The 12,778-nt window shown below is 67.9% G+C and carries 13 protein-coding genes; 7 read left to right on the plus strand and 6 right to left on the minus strand.

The genetic code is table 11. The annotated features are described in order from the left end of the window. Positions 1-17 precede the first annotated feature (17 nt). Positions 18-1,526: a M14 family metallopeptidase gene (locus MNR01_RS13925; protein ID WP_241918364.1), complete on the plus strand. Its 1,509-nt coding sequence runs from the start codon at positions 18-20 to the stop codon at positions 1,524-1,526. A gap of 37 nt (positions 1,527-1,563) precedes the next feature. Here the strand turns inward: MNR01_RS13925 and MNR01_RS13930 are convergent, their stop codons facing one another. Both MNR01_RS13930 and MNR01_RS13935 read right to left on the minus strand, forming a co-directional pair. Next, positions 1,564-2,895 (minus strand): aspartyl/asparaginyl beta-hydroxylase domain-containing protein, encoded by a 1,332-nt coding sequence (locus tag MNR01_RS13930; protein ID WP_241918365.1) that lies wholly within the window; start codon positions 2,893-2,895, stop codon positions 1,564-1,566. A gap of 20 nt (positions 2,896-2,915) precedes the next feature. Beyond that, a complete protein-coding gene (locus tag MNR01_RS13935; RefSeq protein WP_241918366.1) occupies positions 2,916-3,437 on the minus strand; it encodes a MarR family winged helix-turn-helix transcriptional regulator in 522 nt (173 codons plus the stop codon). A gap of 126 nt (positions 3,438-3,563) precedes the next feature. Here MNR01_RS13935 and hppD point away from each other — a divergent pair, with 126 nt between their 5' ends. The 6 genes from hppD to MNR01_RS13965 all read left to right on the plus strand — a co-directional run bounded on the left by hppD (position 3,564) and on the right by MNR01_RS13965 (position 9,932). Beyond that, positions 3,564-4,634, plus strand: coding sequence for a 4-hydroxyphenylpyruvate dioxygenase (gene hppD / locus MNR01_RS13940; RefSeq protein WP_241920634.1), 1,071 nt, complete (start codon positions 3,564-3,566; stop codon positions 4,632-4,634). Between the two features lie 75 nt (positions 4,635-4,709). Then, positions 4,710-6,005: a homogentisate 1,2-dioxygenase gene (hmgA, locus tag MNR01_RS13945; protein WP_241918367.1), complete on the plus strand. Its 1,296-nt coding sequence runs from the start codon at positions 4,710-4,712 to the stop codon at positions 6,003-6,005. A gap of 95 nt (positions 6,006-6,100) precedes the next feature. Further along, a complete protein-coding gene (locus MNR01_RS13950) occupies positions 6,101-6,700 on the plus strand; it encodes a hypothetical protein (protein ID WP_241918368.1) in 600 nt (199 codons plus the stop codon). 71 nt (positions 6,701-6,771) lie between these two features. Next, a complete protein-coding gene (locus MNR01_RS13955; protein WP_241918369.1) occupies positions 6,772-7,737 on the plus strand; it encodes a sodium:calcium antiporter in 966 nt (321 codons plus the stop codon). Positions 7,738-7,814: 77 nt separating this feature from the next. Beyond that, positions 7,815-9,056, plus strand: coding sequence for a Na+/H+ antiporter NhaA (gene nhaA, locus MNR01_RS13960; protein WP_241918370.1), 1,242 nt, complete (start codon positions 7,815-7,817; stop codon positions 9,054-9,056). 3 nt (positions 9,057-9,059) lie between these two features. Beyond that, positions 9,060-9,932 (plus strand): nucleoside-diphosphate sugar epimerase, encoded by an 873-nt coding sequence (locus tag MNR01_RS13965; RefSeq protein ID WP_241918371.1) that lies wholly within the window; start codon positions 9,060-9,062, stop codon positions 9,930-9,932. A 13-nt stretch (positions 9,933-9,945) separates the two neighbouring features. Here the strand turns inward: MNR01_RS13965 and MNR01_RS13970 are convergent, their stop codons facing one another. The 4 genes from MNR01_RS13970 to MNR01_RS13985 all read right to left on the minus strand — a co-directional run bounded on the left by MNR01_RS13970 (position 9,946) and on the right by MNR01_RS13985 (position 12,737). Then, positions 9,946-10,833 (minus strand): DMT family transporter, encoded by an 888-nt coding sequence (locus MNR01_RS13970; protein ID WP_241918372.1) that lies wholly within the window; start codon positions 10,831-10,833, stop codon positions 9,946-9,948. A 76-nt stretch (positions 10,834-10,909) separates the two neighbouring features. Then, complete coding sequence (locus MNR01_RS13975; protein WP_241918373.1) at positions 10,910-11,416, minus strand: Mpo1-like protein; 507 nt, start codon at positions 11,414-11,416, stop codon at positions 10,910-10,912. Positions 11,417-11,447: 31 nt separating this feature from the next. Beyond that, positions 11,448-11,786, minus strand: a complete 339-nt coding sequence (locus MNR01_RS13980; RefSeq protein WP_241918374.1) for an SMR family transporter — start codon at positions 11,784-11,786, stop codon at positions 11,448-11,450. A 3-nt stretch (positions 11,787-11,789) separates the two neighbouring features. Beyond that, complete coding sequence (locus MNR01_RS13985; protein ID WP_241918375.1) at positions 11,790-12,737, minus strand: phosphoribosylaminoimidazolesuccinocarboxamide synthase; 948 nt, start codon at positions 12,735-12,737, stop codon at positions 11,790-11,792. Positions 12,738-12,778: the final 41 nt, after the last annotated feature.

The following is a 12,778-nucleotide window of genomic DNA, read 5'->3' on the forward strand; positions in this document are numbered from 1 at the left end:
TCCGCCGGATCCCCGACATGCCGCAGCCGTCCCCGCTGACCCGCGCCGAAAGCAGCGACTACACCTACACCTCGCGCCACGCCGACGTGATGGCGTTCATCGACGAGCTGGCGGCACGCAACGATCCGCGCCTGCGCATCAGCGACTTCGGCCAGACCCCGGAAGGGCGCACGCTGCCACTGCTGGTGCTGTCGGCAAGCGGCGTCGACTCTCCGGAGCAGGCGCGCCAGCTCGGCCTGCCGGTGGTGCTGGTGATGTGCGGCATCCACGCCGGCGAAGTCGAGGGCAAGGAGGCCGGCCTGATGTACGTGCGCGACCTGCTCGATGGCGCGCACGGGGACGTGCTCTCGCGGCTGACCCTGCTGCTGGTGCCGCTGTTCAACGCCGACGGCAACGAGCGAATCGACCCGGAGAACCGGCGCCTGGACATCGCCCACTTCACCGGCCAGCTCGGTCCGGATACCGGCGTGGGCACGCGCGTCAACGCCGCGGGCATCAACCTCAATCGAGACTACATGCGCCAGCAGGCACCGGAGATGCGCCTGCTGCAGACGCGGGTGATGCACCGGTGGAACCCGCACCTGAGCATCGACTGCCACGCCACCAACGGTTCGATCCACCGTTTCGACCTGACCTACGACATCCCGCACACCGCCCTGAGCGGACGCAGCGAACCGGTCGACTACATGCGCGAGCAGCTGCTGCCGGCGGTGACCGCGGCGGTGAAGGAGCGCGACGGCCGCGACACGTTCTATTACGGCAACTTCCTGCGCGACGAAGGCGGCGAGGGCAGCGGCTGGATCACCTACACCCACCATCCGCGCTTCGGCGGCAACTACCGTGGCCTGTGCAACCGCCTCGACCTGTTGCTGGAGACCTACGCCTACATCAGCTTCGAGCAGCGCGTGCTCACCACCTATGCGTTCATCCGCGAAACGCTCGCCTACGTCGGTGAGCACGGCGCGCAGATCGTCGAGCTGCTGGCCAACTGCGAGATGCCGCCGGACGACATCGCGGTGAGCTACCGGCTGGAGCCATTCGACAACCTCGAGGTCGAAGTGCTGACACGCCAGCCCTACGTGCTCGAAGGCGATCCCATCGCGGTCAAGGTGCCCTACATCGGCCGTTTCGTCGGTGAGCACGTGGTGCAGCGCCCGCTGGCGTACGCGGTACCGGAAGACGTTGCCGCGCGCCTGGAGGGCCATGGCCTGGTGGTCGAGCGGCCGCCGGCGCCGCCACAGCTCGATGCCGAGATCGCCACGATCACGGCGCACGGTTCATCGGCGGGGCGCGAGATTCTCGAAGCCGACGAAGTGCCTGTGCTGGAGGCGGAGTACCGGCGCGAGCGACGCGAATTGCCGCGGGGCTGGGCCCTGGTGCGCACCGAGCAGCAGCGCGGAGCGGTCGCGGTCTACCTGTGCGAGGCCGGCAGCGATGATGGCCTGCTGGCCTGCCAGTGGATCCAGGCCCCGGACGTCGGCAGCGAGTTTCCGGCCTGGCGCGTGCGCGCTATCGAGCATGCGTGACTGCAGACGCGTGACCGGAGAAGCGTGACCGCCGCGATCACGACTCCAGCGTGGTGTCGAGCAGGCCGTAGCGGCGGTTGAATGCACCCAGTGCGTGGATGACCGCCGCCATCGCTTCCTGCTCGATCGCGCTGAGATACGGATTCCACAGATCAAAGATCAGCACCACGCGCGTGTGCTCGCTGGCGTTCCAGGCCTCGTGGACGAACGAGTCGTCGAAGACCAGGCATTGCCCTTCGTGCCAGGGGCGCGACTCGCGGGCGACTGCCAGCGCGCCGCAGTCGGACGGCACCAGCAGCGGCAGGTGAACGGTCAGGCGTCCATTGATGACGCCGGTGTGCGGGGTGATGTGCGCCCCCGGACGCAACACCGAGTACATGGCTTCGGGGCCGTGGTCGGGCACGCGGTGCAAGGGCAGCGCATCGAGTGCGGCGGCGGTGACCGGGCAGCGCCTGCAGTGCTCTTCGATGCGTTCGCCGTGCCGGTGGAAGTGGTAGGCGCTCCATTTCAGCGAGCGGTTGAGCTCACCCATGAACAACGCGCCGGGCGCATCGTCGGGCATGTCCACGTACGGCCGCAGTTCGGTTTCCTCGGTCAGCACCGCCAGCATCTCGGCGCGGATCTGGTCGGTCTTGTCCTCGATCGCGGACAGGAACGGGAACTGCTCACGCTCGAACCACGGCAGGTCCGGAAGGCCGGGGACGAACAAGAAAGTAGGACGCTGCAGCGGGTGCGGCGGCGGCTGCGGATTGGCCGAGAAGAACTGCTCGAACGCGCGATGGATCCGCCTGAGCTCGCCGCGGCCGCAACGCGAACGCAGTTCCTGCAGGATCGAGGTGACGATGCGGGCACGTTCCTGCTGCGTCGCCGCGTTGGCTTCCAGCAGCTGCTGGTGGGTGTCGGCTGCCAGCCGCTCCGGGTGTCGCAAGTAGCCCTGGCGCTCGGCCTCGCCCAGGGCACGCACCCGCAGGCCCAGCGCGGCATCGGCATTGCCGACCTGCGCCTCCGCGCTTCCCAGCCACAGCTGCGCAGGCACCGACCCGGGTTGCAGCCGCAGCGCCGTCGACAGCTCATTCCTGGCTTCGCCGGGACGGCCGCTGGCGGACAGGGCCGCGCCCAGGTCGAAGCGCAGCTGCGCCGATTGCGGATGGTGGCGCACGCCCTGTCCGGCCCACCGGCAAGCGCCTGCGCCATCACCGCGCAGGCGCGCCTGGCAGGACAGGAAGCTCAACGTCGCGGCATGGTCCGGCAACGCGGTGACGATCCGCTCGCCCAGCTGTTCGGCCTGGGCGAGGTCGCCCCTGGATCGCGCGGTGGCGAACAGCTCCAGCAGTTCGACAGGCGGGACGGAGGCGATCGGGGTGGTCATGGATTGGAAATGGCGCGACGTCAGTAGGACGAGCTCGACTCGGCGCGAAGCTCCAGTTCATCCAGGCGGTCCAGCAGCCGGAACAGCAATGCGCGTTCGGCGTCGTCGAACCCGCCCAGCAGGCGCCGCTCGAATTCCAGCGCCAGCGGTGCGACTTCATCGTAGATCCCGTAGCCGGCTTCCGACAGGCGCAGCACCGAGCGGCGACGGTCGTCGCCGTGGATCTCGCGCTGCAGGCGGCCGGCTTCGAGCAGGCGGGCGACGGCGCGGCTGACGGCGACCTTGTCCATCGCCGTGCGCTGGGCGACCTCGTTGGCCGACAGGTCCGGGTAGCGGCCGAGTACGGCCATGACCCGCCACTCGGTGATGCTCAGGGCGAACCGCTCGGTGTAGATCCGCGCGATCGTGCCGCTGACGCGGTTGCTGAGCACCGACAGGCGATAGGGCAGGAAGTGCTCGAGATCGAGCTGGGCGTGGTCCGGGCCTGTCTGGGTGGGGCGGGCCTGTCCTGGGCGCGGCTGACCGGGAGTGGGGTCGTTCATTTGCTGCAAAGGGCCTTGATTATGGTTTCAATTGAAACTATAACGGCCTCTTCTGATCCAGGCCGTCCCCAGCGGGCGTCGCCGCTACCTGAGAACAATGCCATGAATGTGCAGCCCAACCTCGGCATGCAAGTCACCACGTTCGAAAATCCGCTCGGCATCGATGGCTTCGAGTTCGTCGAGTTCGCCGCCCCGGCCGGCCAGGGCGAGCTCCTGCACGACTATTTCCGCAAGCTCGGCTTCAGCGCCGTGCTGCACCACAAGACCCGCCCGATCACCGTCTACCGCCAGGGCGGGGTGAACTTCCTGGTCAACGAAGACCCGGACAGCTTTGCCGCCGAGTTCGCCGCCAAGCACGGCCCCAGCGCCTGCGGTTTCGCGATCCGCTTCCGGAAGCCGGCCAACGAGGTGTTCACCACGGTCGTCGGCAACGGCGGCGAGGCGATCACCGACAAGGCCGACAGCCGCGCCGTCGACGCGCCGGTGGTCAAGGGCATCGGCGACTGCATGCTGTACCTGGTCGACCGCTACGGCAGCGCCGGTTCGATCTACGACGGCGACTACCTGCCGGTGCAGGGCGCCGACCAGGACCCGAAGGGGTTCGGCCTGACCTTCATCGACCACCTGACCCACAACCTGTACTTCGGCAACATGCAGCAGTGGTCGGACTACTACGAGCGCCTGTTCAACTTCCGCGAGATCCGCTACTTCGACATCAAGGGCGCCAAGACCGGCCTGGTGTCGAAGGCGATGACCGCGCCGGACGGCATCGTCCGCATCCCGCTCAACGAGTCGTCGGATCCGAAGTCGCAGATCAACGAATACCTCGACGCCTACAAGGGCGAGGGCATCCAGCACATCGCCTGCTTCACCGACAACATCTACGACACGGTCGAAGCGATGCGCGAACAGGGCGTGGCGTTCCTCGATACGCCTGAGACCTACTTCGACGTGATCGACAAGCGCGTGCCCAACCACGGCGAGGACGTGCCGCGCCTGGCGCGCAACAAGATCCTGATCGACGCCGACCCGGAAACCCACCAGCGCAAGCTGCTGCAGATCTTCACCCAGAACGCGATCGGGCCGATCTTCTTCGAGATCATCCAGCGCAAGGGCAACGAAGGCTTCGGCGAAGGCAACTTCCAGGCGTTGTTCGAGAGCATCGAACGCGACCAGATGCGTCGCGGCGTGCTGTAAGGTCTGCTTCAGTCGAGCCCTCACCCAACCCCTCTGCCGCAAGCGGGAGAGGGGCTTAAACAAAGCGATGCCTGCATGACCATCCGCAGCAACGGCTACCAATCCGGTTTCGGCAACGAGTTCGCCAGCGAGGCCGTCGCCGGCTCGCTGCCGCAGGGGCGCAATTCGCCGCAGCGTGTGGCGCACGGTCTCTACGCCGAGCAGCTGTCGGGCACGGCATTCACCGCGCCGCGCCACGCCAACCGGCGCAGCTGGCTGTACCGGATCCTTCCGGCGGCCATGCACGGCACGTTTGCGCCGTACCGGCAGCCGCGCTTCCACAACGACTTCGGCGATGGCCCGGTGCCGCCGGACCAGCTGCGCTGGAATCCGTTGCCGATGCCGAAGCAGGCGGTGGACTTCGTCGACGGCCTGTACACGATGGCCGGCAACGGCTCGCCGGCCGGGCAGCACGGCGTCGGCATCCATCTGTACGCCGCCAATCGCGACATGCACGGCCGCTACTTCTACGACGCCGACGGCGAGCTGCTGATCGTGCCGCAGCAGGGCCGGCTGCATATCGCCACCGAGATGGGCGTGCTCGACATCGAACCGCAGCAGATCGCGGTGATCCCGCGCGGCGTGCGTTTCGCGGTGTCGCTGCCCGACGGAGAAGCACGCGGCTACGTCTGCGAGAACTTCGGCGCGATGCTGCAGTTGCCCGACCTGGGTCCGATCGGCAGCAACGGCCTGGCCAACTCGCGCGACTTCCAGACTCCGCACGCCGCCTACGAAGACGTTGATGGCGATTTCGAACTGATCGCCAAGTTCCAGGGCCACCTGTGGCGTGCCGACATCGGCCATTCGCCGCTGGACGTGGTGGCATGGCATGGCAACTACGCGCCCTGCCAGTACGACCTGCGCCGCTTCAACGCCATCGGTTCGATCAGTTACGACCATCCCGATCCGAGCATCTTCCTGGTGCTGCATTCGCCCAGCGATACACCCGGGACCAGCAACCTGGACTTCGTGATCTTCCCGCCGCGCTGGCTGGTGGCGCAGGACACGTTCCGTCCACCGTGGTTCCACCGCAACATCGCCAGCGAGTTCATGGGCCTGGTGCACGGAGCCTACGACGCCAAGGCCGAAGGCTTCTCTCCGGGCGGTGCCTCGCTGCACAACTCGATGAGCGGACACGGGCCGGATGCGGCCACGTTCGAGAAGGCCAGCGCCGCCGACCTCGCCAGGCCGGATGTGATCGCCGACACAATGGCGTTCATGTTCGAGACCCGCGCGGTGATCCGGCCGACATTGCAGGCACTGGAAGCCGCGCACCGCCAGCGCGATTACCAGGCGTGCTGGGCAGGGCTGAAGAAGCACTTCAGCGCGTAATGACCACCTCCGCCTGCGCTGCGCATCTATGCGCTGCGTTCACGGCGGCGGGGTAGTCTGCCCCACTTGCCTTGTGTGCTTGCGGAGCAGTGTCGGTGAAATGGCTGTTGTCCCTGGCGGTGGTGGGCCTTTCGGCTTGCAGCGAGCGTGCGGTCGAAACGCCCGCACCATCGACAGCAGCGGGCGCGCCGGCACCCACCCGCGAAGTCGTCGCCCCGGCCCGGGGCGCGATGCCGGCACCGGGCACGATTGGATTTGCCGGTTTCGGCCCGGCGCCGTTCGGCGCCAGCGACGAGCAGGTGCGGATGGCGTGGGGCTCGGACCTGGGCGATGAACGGCCCGAGCAACCGGGCGGCTGCTATTACCTGTTGCCGCAAGCGCGCAGTGCAAACGGTTACCGGATCGGTTTCATGATGGAACAGGACCGCTTGGCGCGCGTGGATGTCGATGCTGTCGACATCGAGGCGCCCGGCGGTGGCAAGGTCGGAATGAGCGCCCAGGACATCGACCGGCTCTACGCCGGTCGCGTCAGCAGGCAACCGCACAAGTACGTCGACGGTGGCCAGTACCTGCGCATCGTCGATGCCGGTGGCGGCCCCGGGGTACTGCTCTTCGAGACCGATGCCAAGGGTGTGGTGAGCTCCTGGCGCATCGGTGTGCCGCCCCAGGTCGATTACGTGGAAGGCTGTTCCTGAGACGCGTTGCTGGACGCGAGCAGGCCCGGTAGGCATAGAATCGCCGGTCGAGTCGTGTTGACACCGGGGGGATGATCGCGATGTTTGAAGCCATGGGCTGGTTCGTACTGGGATTGGTGCTGCTGGCACTGGGTGGCGATTCGATCGTCAAGGGTGCTTCCGGCCTGGCCCAGCGCATTGGCGCATCGCCATTCGTCGCCGGCCTGGTGCTGGTGGCATTCGGTACCTCCTTGCCCGAGCTGGCGGTCAACCTGCAGGCGATCGCGCGCGGACAGCCGGCGCTGGCGCTGGGCAACGCCGTCGGCAGCAACGTGGCCAACTTCGGCCTCACGCTGGGTGCCGCAGCGCTGGTGGCACCGGTGGTGCTGCGCTGGCGCGCGCTGGCACCGCTGCTGCTGATGCTGCTCGCCGGCACGCTGGCTGTCGTGCTGATGGGCCTGGACGGCGTTCTGTCGCGCGTCGATGGCCTGATCCTGATCGTTGCCTTCGTGGCGGTGCTGGCGTTTGCCGCGGCGCGCACGCGCCGGGAAGCGCCCGAGCTGCAGGATGCGATCGCCGCGTTCGCGCGCACCAGCAGCGACCTGTGGCTGAACCTGCTGCGCTTCGTCATTGCCTCGGTGCTGCTGTACTTCGGATCCAAGCTGGTCGTGGGCAGTGCGCCGACGATCGGCGAAGGCCTGGGCATGGCGTCGCTGCTGACCGGCCTGCTGCCGGTGGCTATCGGCACGGCGCTGCCTGAAGTCGCCGCCGCCATTTCGGCCGCACGACGCGGCCAGGGCGACATCGTCGCCGGCCACGTGATCGGCGCCAGCCTGTTCAATCTGCTCGTCGTGATGGGTGGCATGGCCCTCATCGACGGCTCGCTCGCATTGCCCGAGTCGTTCGTCCGCTTCGAGCTGCCTGCCGCCGGCGTGTTCGCGCTGATGCTCTACCCGATGCTGCGCGGCGACCTGCGCGTGAGCAAGAACGAAGGCGCGGCGCTGATGGTCGCCTTCCTGGCCTGGGTGGCGTTCGAGCTGCTGGTCATGCGGGGCTGATCCAGGCAAGCCTGGCCGAGACAGGCCAGGCCCATGCGCCTGACGGGCCATGCACCCGCGGTCGTTATACTGCCGCGATGAACGAACAAGCCCATGCCCACGCCCGGCACGCGAGCTCACCACGCGGGCTGCGCGCCCTGAGCGAATTCTTCCGCCTGGAAGCGGCCGGCGGCATCATGCTGATCGCCGCGGCGGTGCTGGCGATGATCGCGGCCAATTCGCCGCTGGCCGACGCCTACGACGCCTTCCGCGACATGCCGGTGCAGGTGCGCGTGGGCGAACTGGACATCGCCAAGCCGCTGCTGCTGTGGATCAACGACGGGCTGATGGCGATCTTCTTCCTGCTGGTCGCGCTGGAGATCAAGCGCGAATCGCTCAGCGGCCAGCTCGCCAGCCGTGACCAGCTGATCCTGCCGATGGTCTGCGCCTTCGCCGGCGTGGCCGTGCCGGCGCTGCTGTTCACCGCCTTCAACCACGACAACGCCGAGGCCATGCGCGGCTGGGCCGTGCCGACGGCGACCGACATCGCCTTCGCCCTGGGTGTGCTGGCCCTGCTCGGCTCGCGCGTGCCCAGCGGCATGAAGCTGCTGCTGTCGACGATCGCGGTGGTCGACGATCTGATCGCGATCATCATCATCGCCCTGTTCTATTCGCACGGCCTGTCGATGGTGGCGCTGGCCTGGGCCGGTGCGGCCATCGCCGGCATGTTCCTGCTCAACCGCCGCGGCGTGCGGCGCCTGGCCCCGTACCTGCTGCTGGGCGTGGTGCTGTGGGTGTGCGTGCTCAAGTCGGGCGTGCATGCCACGCTGGCCGGTGTCGTCACCGGCCTGATGATCCCGCACGTCGACCGCAACAACGCCGTCGACGACGAAGTCGAGCATTCGCCGCTGGAGTCGCTCGAGCACGCCCTGCACCCGTGGGTGGCCTACGCGATCCTGCCGCTGTTCGCCTTCGTCAACGCCGGCCTGGTGCTGGGCGGGCTGAGCATGGACGACATGCTCTCGCCGCTGCCGATGGGCGTGGTGATCGGCCTGTTCGTCGGCAAGCCGGTCGGCATCGTGGCTGCCGCCTTGCTGATGCGCGCGCTGGGCTGGGCGCGCTTCCCGGACGGCATGGACCTGCGCGCGATGCTGGGCCTGGGTGTGATGTGCGGCATCGGCTTCACCATGAGCCTGTTCATCGGGTCGCTGGCCTATCGCGATCCGCTGCTCTACGAAGAGGCCGTTCTTGGCGTGCTGCTCGCCTCGCTGGTGTCGGCGCTGATCGGATACTTCTGGTTGCGCTTCACCCTGCCGGTGCGCACAAAGGCGGTTGGCTGAACGATGCGTCATGCAATTGTGTTCGGCGCGAGCGGCCAGATCGGCTATCCGCTGCTTGGGAAACTGCAGGGCGATGGCTGGCGCGTGACCGCGGTGTCGCGTGCGGAGCAATCCGACCAGCCCGGCCTGCAGTGGCTGCGCGGTGATCTCGGCCGCGTGGATGGCCTGCCCGGCCGTGTCGACGCGATTTTCAGTTGCGGTCCGCTCGACGTCTTCGCGAAGTGGTACAGCGCGTCGTCGATCGAGGCTGCGCGCGTGGTCGCCTTCGGTTCGACCAGCATCGAGGTCAAGCGCGGTTCGGCCGATGCCGCCGAGCGCGACGTCGCCCAGCGATTGCGCGAGGGCGAGGAGCGTCTGTTCGCGGCGACCGCTGCGCGCGGTGCGGCCGCGACTGTGTTGCGGCCGACGCTGGTGTACGGAGCCGGACGCGATGCCACGTTGACGCGCATTGCCCATCTCGCGCGGCGCTGGGGGCGGTTTCCGCTGCCGCGCGGCGCCAACGGCCTGCGCCAGCCGGTGCATGTCGATGACCTGGCCAGTGCCGCGTTCGCCTGCCACGGTGCCGCCGCGGCACATGGCCGCGCCTATGCGTTGCCGGGCGGTGAAACACTGACCTATCGCGACATGGTCGCGCGCGTGCTGGCGTCCCTGCAGCCGCCGCCGACCCTGGTCGAGCTGCCGTCACCGATGTTCAACCTCGCGCTGCTGCTGGCGCAGATGACCGGTCGCGCGACCGGACTGGGCGAAGCCGCGGTGCGCCGCATGCGCAGCGACCTGGTGTTCGACATGGCGCCGGCTCAGCGCGACTTCGGTTATTCGCCGCGGCTGTTCCACCCGCGTGCCGACATGTTCGAGCCGCGCGCGAACGAGGCCTGACGCTGGACTGCTGCTACAGCTCTTCCGCCCGAGCCACCGGTCGCGCCTTGCGCAGTGCGCGCATGGCAATCAGCAACACGCCGCCAAGGACCATCGCACCGCCCAGCAGGAGGCGCGGGCCGGGTCGGTCGCCCCAGTAGGCAACGCCCAGGCCGATCGCCAGCACCGGCACCAGCAGCAGCCACGGCGTCACCTGCGCGACTGGGTAGCGCTGCACCAGCACGTAGTACAGGCCGTGGCCGAGCAGCGAGGAAACGAACGCCGCCCAGGCCGCACCGGCCCAGCCCACCCAGCTCACGGTGGGCAACTGCGCGATCGCACCGGGCTCCAGCCAGGCGCTGATCGCGAGCAGCGGCAACACACTGAAAACGGCCGTCCAGCCCTGCTGGCTGAAGACATCCAGGCCGCGCAGGCCCTTCATCAGCACCGTGCCCACGGCCAGGAAGGCGGCCGAGATCAGCATCAGCACCAGCGCCATCGGCCGGTCGAGCACGATCGGATCGAAGCCCAGCACCAGCACGCCAGCGAAGCTCACCGCGATGGCCAGTCCGGTGCGCCAGGCGAAGCGTTCCCCCAGCCACCACCACGCCAGCAGCGTCGTCATCGGCACGTAGCTCTGCATCACGATCGCCGGCGACGACAGATCGCCGGCCAGCTTGAGCGCGGTGAAACTCAGGCCGAAGTGCAGCACGCCGATGCACAGGCACACCGCGATCAGGCGCGGCCATTGTCCCGGCGCCGGCCGCTTGAGCAGCCACACCAGCGGCAATGCCAGCAGCGCGAAGCGTAATGCCGTGAACAGGAACGGCGGGATCTCGCGCATCGCCAGCGCCGAGGTCAGGAAGTTGACCGCCCAGGCGACGACGACGAGCAGTACGAGGACGAGATCGCGCGGGGTCATGGGTGTTCCGTCATTGCCGCGCTCAGGAAAACGTCATTCCCGCCTGCGCGGGAATGAGGGGAAGAGTGTGCTTGCCTCAGTACGACCAGCCCAGCTTCCGGTACAGCTTCGCCAGCACCCATGCCGGCCCGATCAGCAGATAGCGCAGGTCGGTGAAGAAGCTCGGGCGCTTGCCTTCGAACAGCTTGCTGTGGCCGACGAACTGTCCGACCCAGGCAACCACGAACACGCCCACGCCCAGCCAAAGCAGCGTGCCGGTGCCATAGCTGTCATGGATCCAGCGGGTCAACAGGCTCATCAGCACGTAGATCACGACCATGCCCAGGCCGAGTGCGCGCGAGGCGCGGTAGTAGAACAGCGCGCTGGCCAGCATCGCCAATCCGGCCCAGAAGCCGGGGCGGAACCAAGTGCCCGGCGCGGGAATGCACCAAAGCAGCGCGATCACGCTCCACAGGATCGCGGGCACGCAGATCACGTGGATGAGCTGGTTGGTGGCATTGCGGTGGTCGCCGGAATAGTTGGCGAACCATTGGTCGATCTGTCGTTGCGATGACCCGGTCGTCGAGTCGGCTGCGGTGTTCATGGCGTCCCTCCCAGGCGCGCTCGGCCGGCGCTCAATGCGGGGCCGAATGGGAGAATAGCTGGATCACGAGCACGCCGGCGACGATCAGGCCGATGCCGACCACCGCGGCGGCATCGAGCGGCTGTTTCAGCACCAGCCAGCCGATCAGCGAGATCAGCACCACCCCGACCCCGGACCAGATCGCATACGCCAGCCCGACCGGGACGGTCTTGAGCGTCAGCGACAACAGGTAGAAGGCGATGCCGTAGCCGATCGCCACCACCAGCGACGGCCCCGGACGGGTGAACCCCTCCGAGGCCTTGAGCGCGCTGGTCGCGACCACTTCGGCCGCGATCGCCCCGGCGAGATAGAGCAGGCCCTTGGAGGCCATCGCTCAGCCGACCGTGCTGGCCGGCTCGGCTTCGTCGATGCTGATGCCGGCCAGTTTCTGCAGCGCCTCGGCGTACTTGGCGCGGGTGCGTTCGATCACCGACGCGGGCAGCGACGGGCCGGGCGGGGTCTTGTTCCAGCCCAGCGTTTCCAGGTAATCGCGTACGAACTGCTTGTCGTAGCTGGGCGGGCTGGTACCGACCTCGTACTGATCGGCGGGCCAGTAGCGCGACGAGTCCGGCGTGAGCATCTCGTCCATCACGTACAGGCGGCCGTCCGCATCCAGGCCGAACTCGAACTTGGTGTCGGCCAGGATGATGCCGCGCTGCGCGGCATGGTCGCGGGCGTACTTGTACAGGCGCAGCGTGGCGTCGCGCACCTGCTCGGCCAGGTCGGCGCCGACGGTGCGCACCGCCGTGTCGAAGTCGATGTTCTCGTCGTGGTCGCCGACGGCGGCCTTGGTCGACGGGGTGAAGATCGGCTCGGGCAGCATCTCGGCCTGGCGCAGGCCGTCGGGCAGGGCGATGCCGCTGACGCGACCGGTGCGCTGGTAATCCTTCCAGCCGCTGCCGATGAGGTAACCGCGCGCGATGCACTCGATCGGCACCGGCTTCAGGCGGCGGGTCACGACGGCGCGTCTGGAGTACAGCGCGGTGTCGACACCCGACGGCAGCACCGACGCGACGTCGATGCCGGTGAGGTGGTTGCGGATGATGTGTTCGGTCTTGCCGAACCAGAAGTTGCTGATCTGGCAGAGCATCTCGCCCTTGCCCGGGATCGGGTCGGGCAGGACCACGTCGAAGGCGGAGAGGCGATCGGTAGCGACCATCAGCAGGCATTCGCCGGCACCGGCGGGAAGCCGCTCGGCAGGCAGGTCGAAGACGTCGCGGACCTTTCCGCGGTGGCGCAGGCTCAGGCCTGGCAGGTCGGATTGCAGCAGTGTCGTGGACAACGCGAAAACCCTCTGGATATGCACGCAGGCCCCGCCGCACT

This window comes from Lysobacter sp. S4-A87 (genome assembly GCF_022637455.1).
In the GTDB taxonomy this organism is placed as follows: Bacteria; Pseudomonadota; Gammaproteobacteria; order Xanthomonadales; family Xanthomonadaceae; genus Lysobacter_J.

Coding starts and splice junctions, on each gene's coding strand:
- MNR01_RS13925 (WP_241918364.1), top strand. CDS start 18: ATGCCGCAGCCGTCCCCGCTGACCCGCGCCGAAAGCAGCGACTACACC.
- MNR01_RS13930 (WP_241918365.1), bottom strand. CDS start 2,895: ATGACCACCCCGATCGCCTCCGTCCCGCCTGTCGAACTGCTGGAGCTG.
- MNR01_RS13935 (WP_241918366.1), bottom strand. CDS start 3,437: ATGAACGACCCCACTCCCGGTCAGCCGCGCCCAGGACAGGCCCGCCCC.
- hppD (WP_241920634.1), top strand. CDS start 3,564: ATGCAAGTCACCACGTTCGAAAATCCGCTCGGCATCGATGGCTTCGAG.
- hmgA (WP_241918367.1), top strand. CDS start 4,710: ATGACCATCCGCAGCAACGGCTACCAATCCGGTTTCGGCAACGAGTTC.
- MNR01_RS13955 (WP_241918369.1), top strand. CDS start 6,772: ATGATCGCGATGTTTGAAGCCATGGGCTGGTTCGTACTGGGATTGGTG.
- nhaA (WP_241918370.1), top strand. CDS start 7,815: ATGAACGAACAAGCCCATGCCCACGCCCGGCACGCGAGCTCACCACGC.
- MNR01_RS13965 (WP_241918371.1), top strand. CDS start 9,060: ATGCGTCATGCAATTGTGTTCGGCGCGAGCGGCCAGATCGGCTATCCG.
- MNR01_RS13970 (WP_241918372.1), bottom strand. CDS start 10,833: ATGACCCCGCGCGATCTCGTCCTCGTACTGCTCGTCGTCGTCGCCTGG.
- MNR01_RS13975 (WP_241918373.1), bottom strand. CDS start 11,416: ATGAACACCGCAGCCGACTCGACGACCGGGTCATCGCAACGACAGATC.
- MNR01_RS13980 (WP_241918374.1), bottom strand. CDS start 11,786: ATGGCCTCCAAGGGCCTGCTCTATCTCGCCGGGGCGATCGCGGCCGAA.